This window comes from Streptomyces sp. NPDC023527, from assembly GCF_055560115.1.
The window spans coordinates 374442-398635 of sequence record NZ_JBVHJJ010000006.1 but is presented as its reverse complement, the minus strand read 5'-3'; the positions used below and the strand labels follow the sequence as shown (position 1 = coordinate 398635).

General features: G+C 71.0%; 22 protein-coding genes. 10 read left to right on the top strand and 12 right to left on the bottom strand.

The window, feature by feature from the left end:
• Positions 1-72: 72 nt before the first annotated feature.
• Both ACZ303_RS15030 and ACZ303_RS15025 read right to left on the bottom strand, forming a co-directional pair.
• Positions 73-1518 carry a hypothetical protein gene (locus ACZ303_RS15030; RefSeq protein WP_467338917.1) on the bottom strand — a complete coding sequence of 482 codons (1446 nt, stop codon included), beginning with the start codon at positions 1516-1518 and terminating at the stop codon, positions 73-75.
• 10 nt (positions 1519-1528) lie between these two features.
• Positions 1529-1804 (bottom strand): MoaD/ThiS family protein, encoded by a 276-nt coding sequence (locus ACZ303_RS15025; protein ID WP_467339047.1) that lies wholly within the window; start codon positions 1802-1804, stop codon positions 1529-1531.
• 166 nt (positions 1805-1970) lie between these two features.
• Here ACZ303_RS15025 and ACZ303_RS15020 point away from each other — a divergent pair, with 166 nt between their 5' ends.
• Both ACZ303_RS15020 and ACZ303_RS15015 read left to right on the top strand, forming a co-directional pair.
• Positions 1971-3704: an ABC transporter ATP-binding protein gene (locus tag ACZ303_RS15020; RefSeq protein ID WP_467338915.1), complete on the top strand. Its 1734-nt coding sequence runs from the start codon at positions 1971-1973 to the stop codon at positions 3702-3704.
• A gap of 92 nt (positions 3705-3796) precedes the next feature.
• Positions 3797-5695 (top strand): ABC transporter ATP-binding protein, encoded by a 1899-nt coding sequence (locus ACZ303_RS15015; RefSeq protein WP_467339045.1) that lies wholly within the window; start codon positions 3797-3799, stop codon positions 5693-5695.
• 328 nt (positions 5696-6023) lie between these two features.
• Here the strand turns inward: ACZ303_RS15015 and ACZ303_RS15010 are convergent, their stop codons facing one another.
• Positions 6024-6884 (bottom strand): alpha/beta hydrolase, encoded by an 861-nt coding sequence (locus tag ACZ303_RS15010; RefSeq protein WP_467338913.1) that lies wholly within the window; start codon positions 6882-6884, stop codon positions 6024-6026.
• 264 nt (positions 6885-7148) lie between these two features.
• On the opposite strand from ACZ303_RS15010, the gene ACZ303_RS15005 reads away from it, so the two are divergent.
• The gene (locus ACZ303_RS15005) at positions 7149-7937 is read left to right on the top strand and encodes a response regulator transcription factor (RefSeq protein WP_467338911.1); all 789 of its coding nucleotides are present in this window, start codon (positions 7149-7151) and stop codon (positions 7935-7937) included.
• A gap of 24 nt (positions 7938-7961) precedes the next feature.
• Positions 7962-8987, top strand: coding sequence for a LacI family DNA-binding transcriptional regulator (locus ACZ303_RS15000; protein WP_467338909.1), 1026 nt, complete (start codon positions 7962-7964; stop codon positions 8985-8987).
• Between the two features lie 197 nt (positions 8988-9184).
• Here the strand turns inward: ACZ303_RS15000 and ACZ303_RS14995 are convergent, their stop codons facing one another.
• Positions 9185-9841 carry a hypothetical protein gene (locus ACZ303_RS14995; RefSeq protein WP_467338907.1) on the bottom strand — a complete coding sequence of 219 codons (657 nt, stop codon included), beginning with the start codon at positions 9839-9841 and terminating at the stop codon, positions 9185-9187.
• A gap of 382 nt (positions 9842-10223) precedes the next feature.
• On the opposite strand from ACZ303_RS14995, the gene ACZ303_RS14990 reads away from it, so the two are divergent.
• Together ACZ303_RS14990 and ACZ303_RS14985 are read left to right on the top strand one after the other, a co-directional pair.
• Entirely contained in the window at positions 10224-11864 is a 1641-nt protein-coding gene (locus tag ACZ303_RS14990) for an ABC-F family ATP-binding cassette domain-containing protein (RefSeq protein WP_467338905.1), read from the top strand.
• 176 nt (positions 11865-12040) lie between these two features.
• Positions 12041-12703 (top strand): class I SAM-dependent methyltransferase, encoded by a 663-nt coding sequence (locus ACZ303_RS14985; RefSeq protein ID WP_467338903.1) that lies wholly within the window; start codon positions 12041-12043, stop codon positions 12701-12703.
• Here ACZ303_RS14985 and ACZ303_RS14980 read toward each other — a convergent pair whose 3' ends face one another.
• The 5 genes from ACZ303_RS14980 to ACZ303_RS14960 all read right to left on the bottom strand — a co-directional run bounded on the left by ACZ303_RS14980 (position 12704) and on the right by ACZ303_RS14960 (position 17834).
• Complete coding sequence (locus ACZ303_RS14980; protein WP_467338900.1) at positions 12704-13345, bottom strand: twin-arginine translocation signal domain-containing protein; 642 nt, start codon at positions 13343-13345, stop codon at positions 12704-12706. It lies immediately after the preceding gene.
• Positions 13346-13668: 323 nt separating this feature from the next.
• The gene (locus ACZ303_RS14975; protein WP_467338898.1) at positions 13669-14697 is read right to left on the bottom strand and encodes a hypothetical protein; all 1029 of its coding nucleotides are present in this window, start codon (positions 14695-14697) and stop codon (positions 13669-13671) included.
• A gap of 337 nt (positions 14698-15034) precedes the next feature.
• The gene (locus ACZ303_RS14970) at positions 15035-15586 is read right to left on the bottom strand and encodes an NUDIX hydrolase (protein WP_467338896.1); all 552 of its coding nucleotides are present in this window, start codon (positions 15584-15586) and stop codon (positions 15035-15037) included.
• Entirely contained in the window at positions 15583-16836 is a 1254-nt protein-coding gene (locus tag ACZ303_RS14965) for a DegT/DnrJ/EryC1/StrS family aminotransferase (protein ID WP_467338894.1), read from the bottom strand. The genes ACZ303_RS14970 and ACZ303_RS14965 overlap by 4 nt, the downstream gene beginning before the upstream one ends.
• Complete coding sequence (locus tag ACZ303_RS14960) at positions 16833-17834, bottom strand: Gfo/Idh/MocA family protein (RefSeq protein ID WP_467338892.1); 1002 nt, start codon at positions 17832-17834, stop codon at positions 16833-16835. The genes ACZ303_RS14965 and ACZ303_RS14960 overlap by 4 nt, the downstream gene beginning before the upstream one ends.
• A gap of 205 nt (positions 17835-18039) precedes the next feature.
• Here ACZ303_RS14960 and ACZ303_RS14955 point away from each other — a divergent pair, with 205 nt between their 5' ends.
• Entirely contained in the window at positions 18040-19422 is a 1383-nt protein-coding gene (locus ACZ303_RS14955) for a helix-turn-helix domain-containing protein (protein WP_467338890.1), read from the top strand.
• Positions 19423-19493: 71 nt separating this feature from the next.
• On the opposite strand, the gene ACZ303_RS14950 is transcribed toward ACZ303_RS14955, so the two are convergent.
• Both ACZ303_RS14950 and ACZ303_RS14945 read right to left on the bottom strand, forming a co-directional pair.
• Positions 19494-19688: a DUF397 domain-containing protein gene (locus ACZ303_RS14950; RefSeq protein WP_467338888.1), complete on the bottom strand. Its 195-nt coding sequence runs from the start codon at positions 19686-19688 to the stop codon at positions 19494-19496.
• A gap of 1 nt (position 19689) precedes the next feature.
• Positions 19690-20550, bottom strand: coding sequence for a helix-turn-helix domain-containing protein (locus ACZ303_RS14945; RefSeq protein WP_467338886.1), 861 nt, complete (start codon positions 20548-20550; stop codon positions 19690-19692).
• A gap of 223 nt (positions 20551-20773) precedes the next feature.
• On the opposite strand from ACZ303_RS14945, the gene ACZ303_RS14940 reads away from it, so the two are divergent.
• The 3 genes from ACZ303_RS14940 to cspE all read left to right on the top strand — a co-directional run bounded on the left by ACZ303_RS14940 (position 20774) and on the right by cspE (position 23025).
• Positions 20774-21244, top strand: a complete 471-nt coding sequence (locus ACZ303_RS14940) for an ATP-binding protein (RefSeq protein WP_467338884.1) — start codon at positions 20774-20776, stop codon at positions 21242-21244.
• Between the two features lie 77 nt (positions 21245-21321).
• A complete protein-coding gene (locus ACZ303_RS14935; RefSeq protein ID WP_467338882.1) occupies positions 21322-22725 on the top strand; it encodes a condensation domain-containing protein in 1404 nt (467 codons plus the stop codon).
• Between the two features lie 90 nt (positions 22726-22815).
• Positions 22816-23025 (top strand): transcription antiterminator/RNA stability regulator CspE, encoded by a 210-nt coding sequence (gene cspE, locus ACZ303_RS14930; protein WP_467338880.1) that lies wholly within the window; start codon positions 22816-22818, stop codon positions 23023-23025.
• A 43-nt stretch (positions 23026-23068) separates the two neighbouring features.
• Here the strand turns inward: cspE and ACZ303_RS14925 are convergent, their stop codons facing one another.
• Complete coding sequence (locus ACZ303_RS14925) at positions 23069-23923, bottom strand: NAD(P)H-binding protein (protein ID WP_467338878.1); 855 nt, start codon at positions 23921-23923, stop codon at positions 23069-23071.
• Positions 23924-24194: the final 271 nt, after the last annotated feature.

Sequence of the window (24194 nt, the reverse complement as noted above, 5' to 3'; positions counted from 1 at the left end):
CGGTCGGGAAGCCGATGGAACGACCGGTGACCTCCGTGGCCACGGAGGTCACCGGGACGGGTGGGGCGCCGGTCAGGCCAGCGCCCGGCCGATCACATAGATCGCGGGCGCGGCCACCGTCAGCGGCAGGGCGACGCCCGCCGTCATGTGGACGAACCGCGAGGGGTAGTCGTAGCTCGCCACCCGCAGGCCGATCAGCGCGCAGACGCCCGCCGCCGGCGCGAGGAGCGCGGCCGAGGTGCCCATGCCGGTCAGTCCGCCGGTGGCCACGCCGGAGCCCGCCGCCGCGATCAGCGCGACGATCGGGGAGGCGAAGGACGGCAGCGGCAGCGCGCGGGCCAGGGCCGCCACGGCGACACCCACCGCGCCGACCACGACCGCGTCGGAGTGGGCGGCCGAGGCGAGGTGCCCGGTCGCGACGACGGTGAGGGCCGCCGAGGCGCCCGCGACCATCAGCCCCTGCAAGCGCTCGTCGGGCCCCGCGTGGCTGCGCAGTTGGAGGACGAGCGTCAGCAGCAGCCACACCCCGAGCGTGCCGATGAGCACGGTCGGTGCCTGGTCGGCGTCCGTGGCCAGCAGCCCGATGTCGGCGGCCAGACCGCCCATGAACGCCAGCGCGATGCCCTGCCGCGCGGGCCACATCCCGTTCAGCCGGAACCAGCCCGCCGCCGTCACCGCCTGCAGCAGCACCACCGGCACCGCCAGCGCCACCTGCCCCAGGGGCGCGGTCAGCGCGAGCAGCGCCGCCAGCACGGTCGTCAGCAGGGCCGGCTTGAGGCCCGGCGAGAGGATCTGCGGACGGCCCTCGGCCTTCGCCTTCTCCGCGGCCGTCATCGGCCGTTCGCCGGCGTCCGGCCCGGACGGCGCGGCTGTCGGCTCCGCCACCCGGTCCGGTACGGGCGGCGCCGGCTGCGCGTGCCGGCCCGGCGCGCGCGACTCCGCCGCGCGCGGCCGGTCGGCGGCGCCGGCCGCGCCGTCGTCGGCACGGCGGTGGCCGCCGGTCCGGTGCGCGTACGGGCCAAAGGCGCCGGAAGAGCCGTCGGGGTGGCCCGGGACGGCGTCCGGCAGCGGTCCGCCGGGCCGCTGCGAGCCGTACCCCTGATCCGCCGCGGGGGCGGGCTCGGGCTCGGGCCGCTGCCAGGTCTGGGTGTCCCAGGTCGGCGTCTGCCAGGTCTGGGTCAGGGGCTCGGACTGCTGGGCGTAACCCTGCTGCCCGCCCTGTGTCGTGGGCCACGCCGAGGGCGTCGGGGGCTGCTGCGCGTGCGCCTGCCCCTGCGCCGCGTACGGGTCGTACGCGCCGTTGTAGGGGCTGTGCGCGTCGTACGCGCCCGGAGCCTGCGCCGGGGGGTGCGCGCCCTGCTGGTCGTAGTGCCCGTGGCTCTCCTGCTGCCCGTAGCCCTCGTGCTGCTGCCCACGCCGCTGGGCGTAGCCCTCGTGCTGCTGCCCGTAGGTCTCGTGCGGCTGGTACGGGTCGTACGGCTCTCGCGGCTCGTACGGGTTGTGCGGCTGATCGCTCATGGTGGCGGGGTCACCCTCCTGCGAAGGGCGGGAGCACCTCGATGGTGCCGCCCTCCGCCAGTTGGACCGTCGTGTGGTCGCGCGTGCCGACCGGGTCGCCGTCCACGAGGAAGGAGCAGCGCAGCAGCACCCGCGCGAATTCCGGGCGCTCCGCGTGGCGCCGCCGTGCGGCGTCGAGCGCCTCGGCCAGCGTCCGGGCCGTGAACGGCTCCTCGGCCGTGCCGGCGGCGGCCTTCGCCGCGGCCCAGTACCGGATCGTGCCCGCCGGTCCCGGCTGCTTCGGCAGCTCACCCGACAGAGCCGGTTTCACCGGATGTGCCGGTTGTGTCGTCGCCACGGCGACCCCTTTCCTTCATCTGCGCCTCCCATGATGACGGGTGCCGGGCGGCCCACGGCCCGCCGCCGGTAAAACGGGAGGCCGCGCGGCGGGGCGTTCCCATAGGCTGCGCGGTGTGTTGGTACGACTTATGCGGGCGTATTTGAGGCCCTACTCCAAACCGATCGCGTTGGTCGTGCTCTTGCAGCTCGTCCAGACGCTTGCCACGCTCTATCTCCCCACCCTGAACGCCGACATCATCGACAACGGTGTCGTCAAGGGCGACACCGGCTACATCCTGGAGCTCGGCGGCTGGATGCTGGGCGTCTCCGTCATCCAGATCGTCTGCGCGATCGGAGCGGTCTACTTCGGCGCCCGTACGGCCATGGCGCTCGGCCGCGACCTGCGGGCCGCGGTCTTCGACCGGGTGCAGTCCTTCTCGGCCCGCGAGGTGGGCCAGTTCGGCGCACCCTCGCTGATCACCCGTACCACCAATGACGTGCAGCAGGTCCAGATGCTGGTCCTGATGTCCTTCACCCTGATGGTGTCCGCGCCGATCATGTGCGTCGGCGGCATCATGATGGCCCTCAACCAGGACGTGCCGCTCTCCGCGCTGCTGCTGGTGATCGTCCCGGTCCTGGGCATCATCGTCTCGCTGATCATCTGGCGGATGCGGCCCATCTTCCGTGGCGTCCAGGAGCGCATCGACACGGTCAACCGCGTCCTGCGCGAGCAGATCACCGGCATCCGTGTCATCCGGGCCTTCGTCCGCGACACCCACGAGCGGAAACGTTTCCGAGCGGCCAACACCGAGCTCATGGACGTGTCGCTGCGCGCCGGCCGGCTGATGTCGCTGATGTTCCCGACCGTGATGCTCGTCGTGAACCTCTCCTCGATCGCCGTCCTGTGGTTCGGCGGCCACCGCATCGACAGCGGCGACATGGAGATCGGCGCGCTGACGGCCTTCCTCAGCTACCTCATGCAGATCCTGATGGCCGTCATGATGGCCACCTTCATGTTCATGATGGTGCCGCGCGCCGAGGTCTGTGCCGAGCGCGTCCAGGAGGTCCTGGCCACCGACTCCAGCGTCGTGCCCCCGGCCGCGCCCGTCACCGAGCTCCGCCGCGCCGGGCACCTGGAGCTGTCCGGTGTGGAGTTCCGCTTCCCCGGCGCCGAGGAGCCCGTCCTGAAGGACGTCTCCCTCGTCGCCCGCCCCGGTGAGATCACGGCCGTCATCGGCTCGACCGGCAGCGGCAAGTCCACGCTGCTCGGCCTCGTGCCCCGGCTGTTCGACGCCACCGGCGGCTCGGTCCTCGTCGACGGCGTCGACGTACGCGAGCTCGACCCGGTCCTGGCCTCGGAGACCGTCGGCTTCGTCCCCCAGAAGCCCTACCTCTTCTCCGGCACCATCGCCTCCAACCTCCGCTACGGCAAGCCCGACGCGACCGACGAGGAGCTGTGGCGGGCCCTGGAGACCGCGCAGGCCCGCGACTTCGTCGAGAGCATGGAACTGGGCCTGGAGGCGCCCATCTCCCAGGGCGGCTCCAACGTCTCCGGCGGCCAGCGGCAGCGCCTGGCCATCGCCCGCGCGCTGGTCCGCCGCCCGGAGATCTACCTCTTCGACGACTCCTTCTCCGCCCTCGACTACGCCACCGACGCGCGGCTGCGCGCCGCGCTGGCCCGGGAGACGGAGGACGCGACCGTCGTCATCGTCGCCCAGCGGGTGTCCACCATCCGCGACGCCCACCGGATCGTCGTCCTGGACGAGGGCCGCGTCGTCGGCACCGGCACCCACACCGAGCTGATGGCGTCGAACGAGACCTACCGGGAGATCGTGCTCTCCCAGCTCACCGAGGAGGAGGCGGCGTGACGACCCCGGAAAAGCCCGGACAGGGCGGAAAAGAACAGCCCGCCGCCCCGGCGCGCAGAGGCCCCGCCCCGGCGACCGGCATCGCCCGCTTCATGGGCGGCCAGCCCACCGAGCGGTCCATGGACTTCGCGGGCTCCAGCAAGCGGCTCCTGGGCACGCTCCGCCCCGAGCGCGCGATCATCGCCTTCGCGCTGGCCCTCGGCGTCGCCAGCGTCGCGCTGACCGTCCTCGGCCCCAAGATCCTGGGCCGGGCCACCGACCTGATCTTCGCCGGTGTCGTCGGACGGCGCTTCCCCGAGGGCGTCAGCAAGGCCGAGGCCATCGAGACCATGCGGCGCGAGGGCCACGGCCAGGTCGCCGACCTGCTCGCCTCCGTCGACTTCACCCCCGGCCGGGGCATCGACTTCGACGCCGTCGGCCAGGTCCTGCTGTGGGTCCTGCTGATCTACGTCGGCGCGTCCCTCTTCGGGTTCGTCCAGGCCCGCATCGCCACCACCGTCGTCCAGCGCGCCGTCTTCCGGCTGCGCGAGGAGGTCGAGGAGAAGCTCGGCCGGCTGCCGCTGAGCTACTTCGACAAGCAGCAGCGCGGCGAGGTCCTCTCCCGCGCCACCAACGACATCGACAACATCGCGCAGACCCTCCAGCAGACCCTCAGCCAGATAGTCGCCTCCCTGCTGACCATCGTCGGCGTGCTGGCCATGATGTTCTGGATCTCCTGGCTGCTGGCCCTCGTCGCGCTGGTCACCGTACCGGTGTCCGTCGTCGTCGCCACGAAGATCGGCAAGCGCGCGCAGCCGCAGTTCGTCACCCAGTGGAAGACCACCGGCAAGCTCAACGCCCACATCGAGGAGATGTACACCGGCCACTCGCTGGTCAAGGTCTTCGGCCGCCAGAAGGAGTCCGCGGAGACCTTCCGCAAGGAGAACGAGGACCTCTACGCCGCCGGCTTCAAGGCCCAGTTCATCTCCGGCATCATCCAGCCCGCGATGATGTTCATCGGCAACCTCAACTACGTGCTCGTCGCCGTCGTCGGCGGCCTGCGGGTCGCCTCCGGCTCGCTGTCCATCGGTGACGTCCAGGCGTTCGTGCAGTACTCGCGCCAGTTCAGCCAGCCGCTCACGCAGGTGGCCTCCATGGCCAACCTCGTCCAGTCCGGCGTCGCCTCCGCCGAGCGCGTCTTCGAGCTCCTCGACGCGGAGGAGCAGTCGCCGGAGGCGGCCGCCCCGCAGAAGCCGGAGCAGGTGCTCGGCCGCGTCTCGTTCGAGAAGGTCTCCTTCCGCTACGAGCCCGACAAGCCGCTCATCGAGGACCTGTCGCTCACGGTGCGGCCCGGCCAGACCGTCGCCATCGTCGGCCCCACCGGCGCCGGCAAGACCACGCTGGTCAACCTGCTGATGCGGTTCTACGAAGTGAGCGGCGGGCGCATCGCCCTCGACGGCGTCGACATCGCGGGGATGTCCCGCGAGGAGCTGCGCTCGCACATCGGCATGGTCCTCCAGGACACGTGGCTCTTCGGCGGCACGATCGCCGAGAACATCGCCTACGGGGCGCCTGCCGGCACCTCCATGGACAAGATCGTCGAGGCGGCGAGGGCCACCCACGTCGACCGCTTCGTCCGGACACTGCCGGACGGCTACGACACCGTCCTCGACGAGGAGGGCTCCAACGTCAGCGTCGGCGAGAAGCAGCTCATCACGATCGCCCGCGCCTTCCTCGCCGAGCCGGAGATCCTCGTCCTGGACGAGGCGACGAGCTCCGTCGACACGCGTACGGAGGTCTTGATCCAGCATGCGATGGCGCGGCTGCGGGCTGGGCGGACGAGCTTCGTCATCGCTCACCGTCTGTCGACGATTCGCGATGCGGATGTCATTTTGGTGATGGAGTCGGGGCGGATCGTGGAGCAGGGGTCGCATGACGCGCTGCTGTCGTCCGGGGGCGCGTATGCGCGGCTGTATGCCGCGCAGTTTGCGGCGCCGGTCGCTGGGGCTTGACCCTGGTTTCCGGCTGCGGCTTCAGGTGTCCTCAATCGCCGGACGGGCTTGATTTTGCTGACCGCAGTCGTCGTGTGCGGGGTGGTTTGGCCTCCCGCCGTGGTCAGGTGCGGCGCCGTGCCGCTCCGGGTCCTTGCAGGGCTGCTTCGCTTTACGCCCTGCAAGGACCCTGCGCGTCCCGACGCCTCCCGCACAACCAAGCCCGTCCGGGGGCACCTCCCAGCGTTAGCTGGGGGAGTTTGAGGGCAACGCTGAGCCCGGTGGGGGCGAGTAATCGGGTCGGGCCCGCCACTCCAGCCGTCCGGCGTTTGAGGACAAGGCTCGGGAATCAAGCCCGTCCGGCGTTTGAGGACACCCACCCCGAAACCCGCTCCAAAAGCTCAACCCCCGCCGAATTCTCCGCGTGGCCGAACCCCCGCTCGATCCACAGCTCCACACACCCCGGACCCGCGGCAGCGGCAAGCATCCGCGGGTGATCCAGCGGAAAGTACGTGTCACGGTCCCCGTGCACGATCAAGAGCGGCCGAGGCGCGATCAAGGGAACCGCCTCCGTGGGGGACAAGGGGACCGGGTCCCAGTCCTCCGAATGCACCCGCGTCCGTAGCCCGATCCGGGCGATCACGCGGCCGGAAGGGCGCGAGATCGCCCAGTGCAGCCGCCGCATCGGCGCCGTCCCCCGGTAGTACCAACGGGCCGGCGCACTCACGGCGACCACCATGTCGGCGTGTGCCTCAGTGCGCCCCCCATGCCCCGGGCCGGCGGGCCGGTACAGCGCGGCGTGCCGCAGGACGACCGAGCCGCCCATGGAGAAGCCGACCGTCGCCACCCGCTCGTGTCCCAGCGCGCGGGCCCACTCCACCGCCGCCGCCAGGTCCAGCACCTCGCGGTCGCCCACCGTGGACCGGCCCCCGGAGCGCCCGTGGCCCCGGAAGGAGAACGTGATCACGGCCGCACGCTGGGCGAACACCCGCGCCGCGCGGCGCAGCCCGGGACGGTCCAGCGCGCCCGTGAAGCCGTGCGCCAGCACGACCGCGGGCACCGGCCCGGCGCCGGTCGCGGGGCCCTCGTACGGCTCGTACGCCGCCTCGATGCGGACCCCATCCGCTGTCAAGAGGGCCCGACGATGACCACTCGAAGTGATCGACGAAACACAAGGTCGTGCAAAATCGTCCGTACCTCCGAAAGCCATGTGGGCTATTCTGCTGGGCAGAGAGGATCCGGGCAGAGTAGCCCCCGGGTCCTTTTGTGCATTCGGACGCGCGCCCGCGCGAATGAGCGCACGCGTGCTCCAGGGCGCGCACAGCCCGTAACCGTACGAAGCAGAGCCGCATACTCCCCCAGAGCCAGGCCCTGGGTGGTGCCCCCTTCGCAGGGACCGAGGAGGAACCGACGTCATGGGCGAGCGACGCGCGCAGATCCGCCAGAACCGTACGACCGGGGCGGGTGGCAGCCGATGAGCTCCCTGCTGCTCCTGACCAATGCCCTCCAGCCGTCCACGGAGGTGCTGCCCGCGCTGGGCCTGCTGCTGCACAGCGTGCGGGTGGCCCCGGCCGAGGGTCCGGCGCTCGTGGACACCCCGGGGGCCGACGTCATACTGATCGACGGCCGCCGCGACCTCCCGCACGTACGCAGCCTCTGCCAGCTGCTGCGCTCCACCGGCCCCGGCTGCCCGCTGATCCTGGTGGTCACCGAGGGCGGTCTCGCCGCCGTCACCGCGGACTGGGGCGTCGACGACGTCCTGCTGGACACCGCGGGCCCGGCCGAGGTCGAGGCGCGGCTGCGGCTGGCGATGGGCCGCCAGCAGATCACCACGGACGACAGCCCGATGGAGATCCGTACGGGCGACCTGTCGGTCGACGAGGCGACGTACAGCGCGAAGCTGAAGGGCCGGATACTGGATCTGACCTTCAAGGAATTCGAGCTGCTGAAGTACCTCGCGCAGCACCCCGGCCGGGTCTTCACCCGGGCCCAGCTGCTCCAGGAGGTGTGGGGCTACGACTACTTCGGCGGTACGCGCACGGTCGACGTCCATGTGCGGCGGCTGCGCGCCAAGCTCGGCCCGGAGCACGAGTCGCTGATCGGCACCGTTCGGAATGTCGGCTACCGCTTCGTGGTCCCCGAGAAGCCGGAGAAGGGGGCCGATCGCACCGAGGAGGCCAAGGCGAAGGAGCCGTCCGAGCGGCCCCGCGCGGAGGGGCCGGAGACTGACCGAACCGATACCGTTCGGCCGGTCAAACGCTAGGTGGACCCGCGTAGACTGCCCGTCGTGGCCAAGGTGACGCGGGACGATGTGGCGAGACTTGCGGGGACGTCGACCGCGGTGGTCAGCTACGTCATCAACAACGGGCCGAGGCCGGTGGCCCCGGCCACGCGCGAGCGTGTCCTGGCCGCGATCAAGGAGCTGGGTTACCGCCCCGACCGGGTCGCCCAGGCGATGGCGTCCCGACGGACGGACCTCATAGGTCTGATCGTCCCGGACGCCCGTCAGCCGTTCTTCGCCGAGATGGCCCACGCCGTCGAGCAAGCGGCCGCCGAGCGCGGAAAAATGGTGCTCGTCGGCAACTCCGACTATCTCGACGAGCGCGAAGTGCACTATTTGCGCGCCTTTTTGGGCATGCGCGTCTCCGGTCTGATCCTGATCAGTCAGGGACCGAGCGAGCACGCCGCCACGGAGATCGACGCGTGGGACGCACGGGTGGTGCTGATGCACCGCCGTCCGGACGCGATCGACGACGTCGCCGTCGTCACGGACGACGTGGGCGGCGCCCAGCTCGCCACCCGCCACCTGCTGGAGCACGGCCATCCGTACGTGGCCTGCCTCGGCGGCACCGAAGAGACCCCGACCGTCGGCGACCCCGTCACCGACCACGTCGAAGGCTGGCGCCGCGCCATGCGGGAGGCCGGGAAGTCCCTGGAAGGCCGGCTCTTCCAGGCCCCGTACAACCGCTACGACGCCTACCAGGTCGCCCTCGAGATCCTCTCCGGTCCCGACCGCCCCCCGGCCCTCATCTGCGCCACCGACGACCAGGCCATCGGCGTCCTGCGCGCCGCGCGCGAGCTGCGCATCGACGTCCCCGGCGAGCTGGCGGTCGCCGGCTTCGACGACGTCAAGGAGGCGGCTCTCACCGACCCGCCCCTGACCACGGTCGCCTCCGACCGCATCGCGATGGCCCGCTCGGCGGTCGACCTCGTCCTCGACGACGGCCTCCGCGTCGCCGGCTCCCGCCGCGAGCGCCTGAAGCAGTTCCCGTCGGCCCTGGTCATCCGCCGTTCCTGCGGCTGCGGGGGCTGACCGCCGCGCGCCTGGCCGCGCAGGAAACCGGACCTATGGCGCGATCCTTCCGACCTCGTCATCGCCTGCTGCAGCTTCTCCGGTGCGCATGATGACGGATCCGCCTCCCGGCCGCTCCCTGATGATGCGTCGACGCCCCCGTACGTCGGAGGGCGGCTCTTCCGGGCCCCGTACAACCGCCGCGCGGCCCGGTGCGCTCAGCGGGGCGGGCCGTCCAGCAGGTTCGTGATCAGCTTGCGCAGCCGTCCCTCGACGACCTCCTCGACGCCGTGCACGAGCTGGGCGCCGTAGACGACGGCGGTCCCGGCCGGTGGTGCGCTGGTCCAGCGGGTGTGCGGGACGGCTCGCAGCTCCGCGACAGCCTCCGGCCCGGCCTCGTGGGAGATCTCCCGGGTGAAGCGCGTCCCCGGGGCGAAGCCGCTGCCCGCGGTGGCGGTGCGCCCGGTCCACAGCGCGTCCGACGAGCACGTGTCGACGAAGAACTGCCCGCCGCGTGCCGCCTCCTGCAAGTGGAAGGCCACCCGGGCGACCCGCTGCGGCCGCGTGTCCGGGTCGTCCACGCCATGGAGGTGCGGATCGATCCGGTCACCGGGGCCCAGGTCGTGGTAGTCCCACGGTGTGACGCCCGCGACGGACGGGAACACCCGGCGAATGGCGGGCAGGGCGCGCTCGACGGCGCCCGACATGATGTCCTGCACCTCCTCGGGCGGCGTCATCCCGTCGCTCGGCCGCGCGGGAACCCAGCCCGTCGCCGCCACATGCTCGTCCAGCACCTTCGTCACCTGAGAGATCTCGTCGGGCGTGAGGAAGCCCTCGATCGTGTGCACGGCCAGGGTCTCGGTCATGTGAATCACGCGGCAACCCACTCCTGTCGCATCGGCGTGGAGCATCGTCATCCGCATTCCATCCCGGCGCGGTACGGGTGACAAGGCGCCCGCGCGCCAATCGCGAATAACGCGTTGACGCCGTCGTCGGCGCCCTCGTACGTTGGGCGACGCCCCTGTTGCCGTAGATCGGAGAAGGACGTTGCTCGTCTGAGGTCCTGAGACACCGCGCGTCACGCAGCCACCGCCGTCACGGCGCCGCCGCTGCCCGCGTTCCGTGTGCGACCTCGAGCATCGAGCCGTCCTCCCGCCGGTGCGGGGATCCCCGATCCCCGCTCGCCGAGCATGGTCGCCCTGTGGTGTCCCGACACGTTGTCCTGGCCACTTCCTCCAGCAACCACGTGAGGCCCGCATGTCTGCCCCCTCCACTTCCATCACCTGCGCATCGCTCTCCTACGCCTGGCCGGACGGCACCACCGTCTTCGACGACCTCCAGGTCGCCTTCGGGCCCGGCAGGTCCGGCCTCATCGGTCTCAACGGATCGGGAAAATCGACCCTGGTCAAGCTGATCAGCGGCGAGCTCGCACCGACCGGCGGCACGGTCCGCGTGGCCGGCGAGCTGGGTTATCTGCCGCAGAACATCACGCTCGACACCACGCTCCGCGTCGAGGACGTCCTGGGCATCACCGGCATACGTGCCGCGCTGCACGCCATCGAGACGGGCGACGTCCGCGAGGAGCACTTCACGGTGGTCGGCGACGACTGGGACGTCGAGGAGCGCGCCACGGCGACGCTCGCCGGACTGGGGCTGGACCACATCGGCCTGGACCGGGGCGTCGGCGAGATCTCCGGCGGCGAATCGGTCCTGCTCCACCTGGCCGCGCTGCTGCTGCGCCGCCCCGACGTCCTCCTCCTCGACGAGCCCACCAACAACCTCGACCTGCACGCACGCCGGCGGCTGTACGCGGCCGTCGAGGCGTGGTCCGGCGTCATGATCGTGGTCAGCCACGACCGTGAACTCCTCGACCGCGTCGACCAGATCGCCGACCTGCGGGCGGGCGAAGTCACCTGGTACGGCGGCAACTTCTCCGCGTACGAGGAGGCGCTCGCCGCCGAGCAGGAGGCGGCCGAGCGCCTGGTGCGGGCCGCCGAGTCCGACCTGCGCAAGCAGAAGCGCGAGCTGGCCGACGCCCACGTCAAGCTCGCCCGGCGCAAGCGGTACGGCCAGAAGATGGAGGCCACCAAGCGCGAACCCAAGATCGTCATGGGGGAGCGCAAGCGGCAGGCCCAGGTCTCCGCCGGCAAGCACCGCATCCTGCACGAGAACAGGCTCGCCGAGGCGCGGGAACGGCTCGACGAGGCCGTGGAAGCCGTCCGCGACGACGACGAGATCCGCGTCGACCTCCCCTCCACGGCGGTGCCGCCGGGCCGCTCCGTGCTCACCCTGCGCGAGCTCCACCTGAAGTACGGGGCCCGTGTGAAGGGCGAGTTCGAGCTGCGCGGCCCCGAGCGGATCGCCCTCGTCGGCGGCAACGGCGCGGGCAAGACGACGCTCCTGCGCACGATCGCCGGCGAGCTGGACGCGCTCTCCGGGGAGGCGGTGGCCCATGTGCCGCTGCGCTTCCTGCCCCAGCGGCTCGACGTCCTGGACGAGGAGCTGACCGTCGCCGAGAACGTGGCGCGGTTCGCCCCCGAGGCGACCGACAACCGCATCCGGGCACGCCTGGCCCGCTTCCTGTTCAAGGGCGCGCGCGCCGACCAGCGCGCCGCGACGCTGTCCGGCGGCGAGCGCTTCCGGGCCACCCTGGCCGCCCTGATGCTCGCCGAACCCGCCCCGCAGCTCCTGATGCTGGACGAACCGACGAACAACCTCGACATGGCGAGCGTCCGCCGACTGACCACGGCCCTGGAGTCGTACGAGGGCGCCCTGATCGTCGCCAGCCACGACCTGCGCTTCCTGGAGTCCCTCGGCGTGACGCGCTGGCTGCGCCTGGACGGCGAACTGCGGGACACGACGGGCGAGGAGGTGCGCGCGGAGACGGCCATGAACTGAGGCCGTGCGCCGGCGGCCGGGGGCGTCGGGTGGCGGGACCGACGCCCTCGTCGCGCACGAGGTCCGCACAGCGCCGCGCCGAGCGGCAAAGGCGCCCCGGGGAAGGGGCGTCCGAGGCGGTACGGTGTCGGATCTGACGGACGCCCTGCCTCTGTAGCCTTCCGAGGAGCCGCCGCATGCACCGATCGGCGCGTGATCTGCCTGAGTACTGGGATACGTTCAAGCCGCGCGGCGACAGCGGGGATCAGGTCCCGGCCGCTGCCACGTTCGAGTGGACGCAATACCCCGGGCACGGCCCCGGTGACGCGTTCCTGCTGAAGCCCCGCACGGTCCTGGAGCTCGGTTCCGGCGAGGGCAAGGAAGCGGTCTACCTCGCACGCAAGGGAGTGCGGGTCACCGCGCTGGACTTCTCCACCGTGCAGATCGAGCGGGCGCGGGGCTGGTGGCGCCGGACGGCCGGGGTGCGGTTCGTGGAGGCGGAGGCATGTGACTACCTCACGAAGGTGGACGACACCTTCGACGCCGTCTACTCGGTCTGGGGCGCGGTCTGGTTCACCGATCCCGAGATCCTCTTCCCCCTCGTCTTCGAACGGCTCAACCCCGGCGGCGTCTTCGCCTTCTCCCACGCGGAGGCCCTGGACGGCAATTACGGCCCCCAGGCCATGTACGCCAACGGCTACGCCGGCCGAAAGCTCGCCGTCCAGCGCTGGGCGTACGGGCCCGAGGCGTGGGCCGACCTCCTGAAGCGGTCCGGCTTCACCGAGATCGAGGCCGACGTCCTGGCGGCACCGGACCACCAGGACGTCGGAACCCTCATGGTGCGGGCCCGACGATCCTGATCAGATCCGTCCCTGATTGACGTCGAACCGTTCGAGCCTGACCACGGTGCGGCCGTCGCCCGACGAGGTCAACCTGATCGGCTCCTGCGCCCTGTACAGCGCCCCGCCCACCGGCGACCCATCGCGGTGAACCCTCTGCCGTGGCGGCGGGAACCGGCTGAGGTGGGCGACGAGATGCGGCGCGCTGGCGGTCGCGAAGACGAACGGTCCCTTCCGGCCGCCGAGACGTTCGACGGTCATCACCATCGGCTGACGCCAGTCCTCCACGAGCCCATTGGAGGATCTGCTGATCCTGCTGTTCGGAGTACTGACCACGGGCGGCCCCAGAGTGACCCTCCCGAGCAGCGGGTGCGAGGCGTTCATGGCGAAGTCGAGGACTTCATAGCGGGCGAATTTGGCGCCGCCGGGCAGGATGGCCAGCGTCCGCGCCCCGACGAAGTTCACGCGTGTGTGCGGTGGCGCTGCGCTGGCGGCGAGGGTGACACCGAAGGCGTTCAGGCTGAGCCGGTAGATCTGCCCCACGGTGGGCATCCCGCCATGGGTGGCCTCGGCGTCGGTGGCGGCCAGGGCAACCCCTGCACCGGCCACGCCTGCGGCGCGGAGCAACTGCCGTCGGCTTACGGGCGTGGAGAGCGGATTCATGCGGGTGAGTGTGGCCCCGTCGCGCGTTGGAACACGTCCGACGCGCTCTCCGCCCCCACCAACGAGTGACGAGTGGCTGCCGCCGGATCGGTGGAGGCGGTGCCCCTGAGGGCCTGGTGGCAACGGGGGTTGACGCCCATCGTGATCGGGTCCGGGCGATCACCCGACCTGGGTGCCGGGCCAAGTCCTGGGCCCCGGCCCCGACCGCCGCACCCGGGCCCCGGCCGGTACGAGCCCCCGGCCGGTACGAGCCCCCCCGGCCGGTCGGCATCCGTCGGCCCGGACCCACGCACCGACTCCTCCCCGACGCTCTCGCACCGGAGCTACCAGGTGATGACCATGTATCCCTTGCCACCGGACTTGCCACGGACACCGTCGCCGCCGTTGCCTCCGGCGCTTGCGGGATCGTGGTGGACCACCGCGCCCATTCCCGAGGACCCGCCTCGTCCTCCCAGACCGCCTTGCCCGCCGACGCCGGTCCCCTGAGGCAGCTTCATCCCTCCTGGCCCGGTGGTCTTGGCCGGCGCCCCGCCGGCTCCCGGGAAGTATTGCTTCCTGCCTTGGCTGCCGGCGCCGCCCTGGAGGGTTTCCTTCACCTTGCCTCCCGGGCACCTTCCCGGCCATGCCTTGTGTGTGACAGTGCCGGCGGTGCCCGGCTTGCCGTCGTGACCACGGCCGCCGCTCTTGCCGCCGCCTTCACCACCTGTCCCCTCCAGCCCACGGCTGCCGGCGGGACCTTCGTCGACGTCGGCCACTTGCACGTCCTCCGTCGTGTCGAACAACTCGGTCCTGCGACGCGTCTCGTTGCCGTTGTTGCCCGGCCTGCCCGACCGCCCGCTCTGACCGTCCTGGCCGGAACTCCCGGTGCCCGGCGCACCGCCCTGGCCCTTGACGCCGCCTTCGCCCCCGCTGCCTCCCCCCGCGATCGACACGCGGTACGTGTGGGAGGCGTCCAGCGTCACTTGGCAGGCCAGGTAGGAGCCGCCACCGCCGCCACCTCCAGCCCCTCCCGCTCCACCTGAGCCGCCCTTGCGTCCATCAGCTCCGGCCTGGGCGTCGAAGAAGTTGGTGACGGCGGCTTCGCCACCACCGCCCCCGCCGCCGCCGCCTCCCCCTCCGCCGGTCCCACCGGCACCCCAGATGTAGACGGTCGCCTTGGTCACCCCCGCCGGGGGCTTCCATGTCGTGGACGACTCGAAAGCCTGCTGGGCAGGGGACGCGGCCTCCGCACCGGAGCTGAAGGAAACCGCCAGCAGGTGGGTGCCGACCAGTACAGCGGTGGCTGCCCATGCCGCGCGACGTCTCACCTGGGGCACTCGCGTGCGATCCATCGTCATGTTCCCCTCGTCCATCCGACACGGTCCTTTCGGGGCCAGGGCGCCCACCAGCGGGGCGTGCACGGCATGCACCAGGCGTGGGACCCGGCAACAGACCCGTCTTCTACGGGCCACCGGGCGGGCCGGTCAAATCGTCCGATGAGCCGACCGAAGGCGGTCCGTACGCAGGTACGGGAATCGACAAGAAGTGGAGGGAGCGGCGACGCCTCCTCGGTATCCCGCCGACAGACCAGCGCCCCTCAAATGCCCCAACGAGTAACGAATAATTGAATCCGGGCGCTACTGGGGCCTCATGACGACACATCGACCGCCTGCGGGTGACACCAGTCCACTTCACGGGGTCGACACACCGTTACGAGGGACCCGTCGTCGGCCCCGTGCAGCGGCGGGCCCCGGTCGCCCTCCTGGAGCGGGCGACCGGGGCCCGGTCTGGCCCGGGAGCCGGTCGGACTGCCTGGTCGCGCCAGGTGTCGAGAACGGCCTGGACGGCGCTGGAGACCTGGTTCTGCTGGGTGTCGTCGGCCCACAGGTGCGCGTCGTGCTCGGTGAGCGTGACCGTATCCCCCGTGACGGTGGCGGTGAAGTTGAACTGGCGGGTGGCGCGTCCGCTGCCGGAGCGGTAGTCGAAGTGGCCGAGGTAGTTGCCGACAGCCGTGACCGTCAGCCCGGTCTCCTCGGCGACCTCCCGCCGCAGGGCCTCGACGAGGGTCTCGCCGGCGTCGACGCCGCCGGAGGGCAGCTCCCACAGCCCGCCGAGGTAGTCGTCGGCCGGCCGGTTCAGCAGCAGGACCTTGCCGTCGTCGTCGGTGATGACGGCGCCGACGACGGTCTTGGTGATGCCGTCGCGTTCGGCGGCGCGGGCAAGGTCGTCGAGCAGAGCGATGTCGAGGGGAGACGGGCTCACAGCAAGTCCTGCGCATGAGAAACGACTTTGGCGACGGCCGCGGTGTAGGCGTCGGCGAGGCGGACGTCCTCCTCGCGGTGCCAGACCGGCAGCTTGAAGGTGGTGGAGTGCACATGCTCGGCCACCGGAAAGTCGCCGGCGGCGAGGTCCTGGCGGTCAGCGTATCCAGGCAGCAGGGCACCGGGCGCCTGGAACAGCGGGTGAGTGCCCAGGGGGCAGGTCGAGCCCGGCTGGTCCGCCTCTGTGGCGCCTTCGGCGCGTACGGCGTCGAGGAACCGCTGAAGCGGCAGCCGGCCGAGCTCGGCCGGCTCGTACCGTAGCGGCAGTGCGTACCAGGACGGCCGGGCGGAGACCGGCACGTGCGGCACCTGGATGCCCGGCACGCCGTCGAGGGCGGCGCACATGCGGGCTGCGATGGCCTGCCGCCCGGCGAGGTAGTCGTCCAGGCGGGCGAGCTGGGCGCAAGCGAGCGCAGCCGCGAGGGGGTGGATGCGCAGTTTGAGGCCCATGCCGGTCACGGCGAAGCGCGCGAGCGGGTGGTCGGCGGGGATCTCGCGGCGGCACCGTTTGTTGTACTGGCCGTGCAGCAGTACCCGGTAGTACAGCTCGGTGTCGTCGGTGGCGACGAATCCGCCCTCGCCGGCCGAGAGCGGCTTGGGGCCGTTGAGGCTGAACGCGGACGCGGTGCCGAACGTGCCGACCATCTGGCGGTTCCAGGTGGCGCCGTGCGCGTGGGAGCCGTCCTCCAGCAGCATCAGCTCGTGTTCGTCGGCGAACGACACCAGCGCGTCCATGTCCTCGGGCAGCCCCCACAGCTGCACCGCGACGACGGCCTTCGTCCGGGCCGTCAGCCGGCGGGCGGCGTCCTCCAGGTCGAGCCGGCCGCGGTCGTCGACGTCGGCGAGAACCGGGTGGGCGCCGAGGTGGAACAGCGGCGTGGCGGTGGCGTGGAAGGTCAGGGCCGGGACGATCACCTCGTAGCCGGGGCCGATCCCGGTGGCCGCGTACATCGAGTGCAGCGCAGCCGTCCCCGTGCAGGTCGTCACGACGTGCCGGACCCCGAGGTAGGAGGCGAGCGCGTCCTCCAGGTCGGCGACGATGCCGGAGCGATCGGGGATCGAGACGGCCGTCTCCAGCTGGGCTGCGACCGCGCCCCGGTCGGCGTCCTCGATCGGCGGCCATACGAAGTGCGGGCCCGGAGCGGAGACGGCCGGTTCGCCGCCGAGCAGGGCGAGCGGGGAGTCGCTCATGTCAGGAACTCCTTCGGGTCCGTAGCGCGGTTGGTGCTGGCGGAGGCGTAGGCGGCGGCCAGGAACGCGGCGTGAGGAAGGTGGGCGGCCGGACCGGAGGGGTTGGGGGCGGTGCCGTCCAGGAGGCGGCAGAAATGGTCGATCTGCACGGCGGGCGAGCAGGGCCGGGCCGGCTCGTGCAGCAGCGACTCGATCACCTGCCCGCCCGGGCCGAGGAGGCGCACGGTGCCGCGCTCGACGGCGACTGTGCCGTGCGGGCCGGTGATGGCCAGGCGCTCGGTCTTCGGGCCGGTGGAGCGGGGGACCAACAGCGGGCCGTACAGGCCGGAGTTGTAGGCAAGGTGGACGAGGGCGGTGTCCTCCGCGTCGTACTCGGCGCTCGGCGCTGCGGCGGTCGAGGTGCCCGCGAGGACGCGATCGGGCAGCCCGAAGTACCAGATCAGCAGATCGACGAGGTGGTAGCCCATGTCCGCCAGGCACCCGCCGCCGGCAAGCTTCGCGCGGCCGCGCCAGCCGGTGGACGGGTCCGGGCAGTGGAAGGTGTACCGGCCCTCGACCAGGTACGGGGCGCCGATCCGCTCCAGCATCTGGAGGGCGGCGGCGTAGATGGGGTGGAAGCGGCGCTGAACGGTGACCATCAGCTCGATCCCCGCCTTTCCGCACAGCTCGACCAGCTCGGCCGCCTCGTGGGGATCGGTGGCGAACGGCTTCTCCTTCATCACGTGCACCCCGGCCTCGGCGCACGCGGCGACGACCTCCCGGCCGGCGTGGTGCGGCACCGCGGCGATGACGAAGTCCGGCCGGACCCCCTGCAGCAGGTCCTCGACGCTGGTGAAGCCGGGCACCTGGTGCGTGTCGGCCACGCCGGTGGCCCGGTCGGCTTCGACGTCGCAGACCCCCACTAGCTCGGCGAGCCGGCACTGGGCGAGGCCGGGCAGGTGGTCGCCGGTGGCCTGGCCGCCGAGCCCCACCATCGCGGCCCTCTTGGGTACGTTCATCGCTCACATCCCCTTTCGGATGCGCGGCGGCGGCCCGCCGTCCGGGCCGCCTGCCCTCCGAGGACACCGCGGCCACGTCGTCGGTGGCAGGGGCGCTGCCGTGGGCCGCAAAGCCGTTTGCATCCCGTGCAAAGCCTCTGTCCTGCGGACGCGGGCGCCGGTACGGTGAGCGGCGGCCCACCTCTCGCCGACGAGCGGGGACTGTATGGACGCGGTCCGAGCACAGCTGGTGGCGGACATGACCGTTGGCGGCCTGGTCCGGCAGACACGCAAGAAGCAGGGCCTGACCCTGGCCCAGCTCGGTGCGCTGACCAGGTTCTCCGCCGCCCAGGTCTCCCGGTACGAGCGCGGCATCTCGCCGCTGACCGACGTCACCGTGCTGCGGCGCTTCGCCGACGCCCTGGGTATCCCCCCGCAGGCCCTCGGCCTGACCCCGCGACCGGACGTCCGGCACGGGCGCGCTATCGGCCCAGCCACCGCCTATCCCCGCCTTCCGGGCCCTAGGGTGGCAGGAACGGCTCGTCGAGAAGACGGGGAGGACCCGGTGCGGCGCAGGAAGTTGCTCGCGAACCTCGCGGTCACGGCCGCCGCGGCCGTCGGAGCCTCGGTCCTGCCCGTCGGCAAGCCGCCCTCCGAGGACGCCGCCGTCGGCGAAGCCCTGGTCGCGCACGTGCGGGACGCCATGCTCGGCCTCCACGCCGACGTCACCGTGCCGCCGTCGGCCGTCCTGCACACGGATCTGGAACGAGCCTTCACCGACTTCCACGCCTGCGCATACGGCAGCCTGGCCGTACGGCTGCCCCGGCTGATCTGCGCGGCCCACGCCCGAGCCGGTGGCGAGGGCGCCGAGAACGACGGGCTGCTGGTGCACAGCTACCTGCTGGCCACGCGCATGCTGATCAAGCTGGACGAGCAGCAACTCGGCTGGATGGCCGCCGACCGGGCCCGCCAGGCCGCCGAAACCGCCGGCGAGCCTCTGCTGGTCGCGGAGGCCGCGCGGCAGCTCGCGGTTCTGGCCCGTAAGGCCGACTGGCACGATCAGGCGCTGTCCATCGCCCTGGCAGCCGCCGACCACCCCGCCCTCCGTGGTGGGGAGCAGGCACTGGCGGCCCAGCGGGGCCTGCTGATCCAGTCCGCCGCCTACACCGCCGCCCGGGCCGGCGACGCGGCCGGGATGCGGGAACTGACCGGCGAGGCCGCTGCCATCGCCCGGGAGCTCGGCCCGACCGCCGTGCTGCGTGATCACGGCGGCGGATTCAGCCCCACCACCGTCCAGCTCCACCTGGTCTCTGCGGAGAACTCCGCCGGCGACCCCTCCGCCGCACTCGCCGCGGCCAAGGCGGTGGCGCCCGGAAGCCTGCCCAGCACCGAGCGCCGCGCCCGCTACTACACTGACATTGCCACCGCCTTCGCTCGCTGGAACCGCCGGGACGACTGCATCCGCGCACTCCTGGCCGCCGAGCACCACGCCCCGGAAGAGACCCACGCCCGCCCGGCGGTGAAGTCCCTGGTCTCCGGACTGCTGATCTCCGGGCGCACGACCACCGAGCTACGCGGGCTCGCCGCCCGCGTCGGTGTCCTCGTCTGACGGTTCACTCGCCGTGCCGTACGGGCCGAACGGCCCTGTCTGGCTGAAGGAGGACTTCTGCCGGGCCGGAGTCACCGGTCGCCACGGAGCTGCCCGGCCTTTAGCGTGCGGACCAGTGCGAGCAGTTGCGAGCGGGTGGTGGTGAGGGTCGTCGCGGGGGTGTCGCTCTCGCGGAGTCTTACGGTGCCGTCGACTGCGGCTGCTATGTAGAGGCAGGCGTCGCCTTCGCCGCTGTAAGAGGACTTCTGCCAAGCCTTTGCGGACAACTCATGCCCCTTTCAGGGTGCCAATAATGTTCTTGATGAGCTCGCGGGACTCGTCTTCCTTGAGGGCCGCTGACTCCATGCGATCAAGGACCATGCGGTAGCGCTCCAGTTGGGCTTCGGCATCGAGGAGCTCCGAGCCGTGTTCTCTGTCGAGATGCACCGTGTCGAGCTGTGGCACTGGCCCCACCGCGTACAGCATGGACTGCCCCGATCCGGGAAATGATCCGGCATCGAACGGGATCACCAGCACCTTGATGTGTTCGTGCTCGCCCATGTCCAGGATGTGCTCCAACTGCTGACGAGCAACCCGTGGACCGCCGAAACGCATGCGCAATGCTGCCTCATGGATGATCGCCGTATACGAGGTGGGAGCATCGCGGAACAGGACGGCCTGACGCTTGATTCGGTGTGAGACTCGATGCTCAATCTCTGGCGGGGACAACGCTGGCACGACCTGGCGGAATACCTCACGGCAATGCTCCGGGGTCTGGAGGAGGCCGGGTAGATGCGCAACGTACGAGGTGCGCAACTCCACCGCGTAGTGCTCCAGCTCCGCCAGGTCGAGTAGACCTGCCGGGAGGATCTCCCGGTACTCCTCCCACCAGCCACGCTTGCGCTCGACGGCCATCTCGATCAGTGCGTCCACCAACGCCTGGTCGGCACAAGAGTAGTTTCGGGCCATGGCGCGCAGCCTGTCGGCGCTCACGCCGAAGCGGCTTGCCTCGATGTTGCTGATCTGCGCCTGGTTGGTGCCGAGGAGTCGACCGGCCTCGGTCGAGGACATCCCTGCCCGCTCCCTCAGCTTGCGCAGCTCGGCACCAAGCCGGAGTTGACGCGCCGTCGGGCTGCTTCTCACGGGCATCTACCGTTTCTCCCTGCTCGTGCGCGGGGTGCACGTCACCCACACGAGTGTCAGCTCAAGCCATTTTGCCAATCGCGCTAAATACCTTCAGCGGGCAGCGCTACGGTGTGACCCAAGCCACTGACCCGGCCCGCCGCGAAGCGGAAGCGCACCGCCACCCCGCAGGGGAGGCGGCATTGACACCGTGCGGCATCCGCTGATTTTCCTCCTCCAAGGAGCCCTCATGGCAACCGTATCCCCGGAGAAGCCCTGGTCGTACTCGCTCAATCTGCCGCACGACCCGCGCTCGGCGCGAATCGCGCGCATCACCTTGCGCGGGGTGCTCAGCAGCCACGCGCTGCACGAACTGGTGGACGACGCCGAGCTGTTGGTGAGTGAGCTCGTCACCAACGCCTACCGCTACTCCGACGGCCCCGCCGAACTGCGCGTGCGCAAGACCCGGCGCGGGGTGCGGATCACCGTGTGGGACACGAACCCCGACGTGCCCGCGCCGTTCGGTGAGCGGCCCGAGGCGATCCGACGTGGGCTCGAAGGGGGCGCCACGCGCGGCCGTGGGCTCCTCATCGTGCGGGGGTGTGCCGACAACTGGGGGAGCCAAGCATTCGGCGGGCCGCTGTCGGGGCCAGGGTTTCGCGGGAAGTTGCTGTGGTGCGAACTCGGCGTGAAATCGACCGTGGTGCAGCTGACCGCCTGACGTGCGCCGCGTCACCCGTACGGCTCGCTCTCGTTGACAGCCGGAGAGTCGTTCCTCCATGGCGGGAGAGAGTCAGCATGCGGCAGTTTCCTTTGGAAGGGCTCGATATCGCGCCCGGACGCGTCGTCGAGTGGCGTCTGCGGGCCGCGGAGCCGCCCGGTGACGGGTGCGCGGAGGAGTCCCGCAGACGGGCCTCGTTCAACCAGGACAAGCACTTCTCCGTGGTCGAGGAAGCCCGCAAGGTGAACGACCCGTTCGCGTCCTGGCTCGCGACGACGTTCGAGGTGCGGGGAACGCTCGACCGAAAGGCGCTCGAAGCCGCGCTGTTGTTCTTCGCGCGGCGCCACGAGGTGCTGCGGTGCGAGTTCCAGCGGCTGGCCGGGGACCTGTCGTGCGAGGCGTTCGCGCCGGAGGACATCAGTCTGGACGCCACCGAAATGGGGGAGTTCGACTCCACGAGCGAGCTGCGGGCCTTTCTGGCCGACCGGTTCGCGAAGAGCATCGACACACTCGCGTGGCCGCTGTTCATGATGGGTGCGGTGGTGCGGGAGGGATCGTCGACCGTCTACCTCGCGTTCGACCACATCGTGTCCGACGGCATGTCGATGGCGAATGTCGTCTTCGACATCCAGACCGCCTATGCCGCATACGCGGCGGGGCGTCAGGCCGTACTCCCCGAGGCGGGGAGCTACTTGGACTTCGCGCACGAGCAGTGCGAGCGCTATCTGTCCATCGACGCGGACGACGCCCGGCTGGATTACTGGAAGGCGTTCATCGAGCGCAACGGGGAGTTCTTCCCGCGCTTCCCGCTGGAACTCGGCGTGGAATCGGGCCGTATGTACCCGACGGTGAACGACGCGGGCCGGATCCTCGACGCGGGGGAGACGGAAGAACTGGAAGCGCGGTGCCTGGAGGTCGGCGGCAAGGCGTTCATGGGGGTGCTGGCGGCGGTCGCGGTCTCCCTCCGGCAGGCCGGCGGGCCGGGGGTCTACCGGGGGTTCATGCCGGTGAGCGAGCGCGGCCGGGGGCCCTGGAAGCATTCGGTCGGGTGGTTCGTGAATACGATGCCCATCGAGTTCTCGGTGGCGGAGGGCAAGGACTTCGCCGAGGTCATGGCGGGCGTACGGAGCGGGTTCACGGAGATGATGGGGAACATCGACGTGCCCTTCGTCAGGGCCTGGGAATTGCTCGCGCCGCATCATTTCGCCCTGCGCTCCTGGCCGTTCCCGGTCAACTTCTTCTCGTACATCGACACGAGGAAGTGCCCGGGGGCGGAGAACCACCAGGAATGGCGGCCCGCGTCGCACGTGTGGTCGTCGCGCGCGAACGGGACCTGCTCCTGGTTCCACCGGGACACCGAGGGGCTCCATATGAACTCCATCTATGCCGACACCCCGGAAGCCCGGAGGACGATGGCCGGATTCCAGCGGATGCTGCGGGGGACGCTGGCGGAGATGTCGCGCTCGGGGACGGTGCGCTGATCGGCGCCGGATCGAGTACGCCGGAAGGCATTCCCCAAGGCCGTGCCGCGTGAGACCGTGATCTCCGATCACATCACACTGGAGGCAGCGATGGCCAAGCTCAAGGGCCAGGTCAAGTGGTTCAACGAGGCCAAGGGGTTCGGCTTCATCACCCCCGAGGACGGGAGCAAGGACGTCTTCGTGCACTTCTCGGCCATCCAGGACAACGGATTCAAGACGCTCGCCGAAGGGCAGCATGTCGAGTTCGAGATCGAGAACGGCGTGAAGGGGCCCTCGGCCGTCAACGTCACCGCCATCTAGCCCAGCCCCTCGGGCGGCCCGCCGAGCGGGCCGCCCGCTGTGCTCAGCGGAAGTCGTCCGCGTGCTCCCGGGCCCACTGTTCGAAGGTGCGGGCGGGACGGCCCGTCACCCGCTCCACCGCGTCCGTGACGATCACCTCCGAGCCCACCAGCGTGCCGAAGCTCCGCATCACGTCCTCGGCGACCTCCTTCGGCGCGCCGGCCCGCACCATCGAGGCGACGCCCTCCTCCAGCGAGATCCGCTTGAAGCGCACCTCCGGCCGGCCGATCGCGCGGGCGATCACCTCCGTCTGCTCCCTGAGCGTGAGCGGCGCCGGGCCCGTGACCTCGTACGACCGGCCGATGTGCGTCCCGTCCTCGTCCAGCAGCGCCCGCAGCGCGATCTCCGCGAGGTCGGCCTCGTGCACGGGGGCGGCGACCGCGTCCGGGAACGGGCCGCGCACCACGGCCTCGGCACGGATCTGATCGGCCCACTGAAGGGCATTGGTGGCGTACATGCCGCCGCGTACGAAGCACCACTCCAGGCCCGAGTCGCGGACGGCCTGCTCCGCCGCGCGGTGCCAGCGGGAGATGAAGCCCTCCTCGTCCCGGGTGTCGGTGACGGCGAGGGAGGAGTTCAGGACGATGCGCCGCACGCCGGCCGCGGCCGCCGCCGACGTGATCACTGCCGGGTCGGTCGGGCCGGCCGCGGCGAGGTTCAGGAACAGGGCGTCGGCGCCCGCGAAGAGCGGCTCCAGGGGCTCTCCGGCGCCGAGGTCGGCCCGTACGACCTCGGCGGCCGCGGGCAGCCGGGCTCGTGCGGGGTCACGGCTCAACGCACGTACGGACTCGCCCGCGGCGAGGAGTTGTTCCACGAGACTGCGGCCGATGTTTCCGGTCGCTCCGGTGACGACTATCACGAGGGCCTCTTTTCGATGCCTGAGTTGTCAGAGTTTCCAGGGGTGTCGGAGTTGCCGTTGCTGTTGCCGTTCAGGAGATACGGAGGTTTCCACGCCCGACGGCGTCCGTAACCCCGACAGCCGTCCGTACCTCGTATTTCACCGTCGCGTGGTCGTCGCGATGCCTTCGAGCGTGTGCCATGCGGCCACGCTAGATCGCGCCATGCCCCGTGGGTCGTGTGCGCCACGCAACGGCCGGAAATAGCACTCAAATCACGTGTACCAGTGGTAG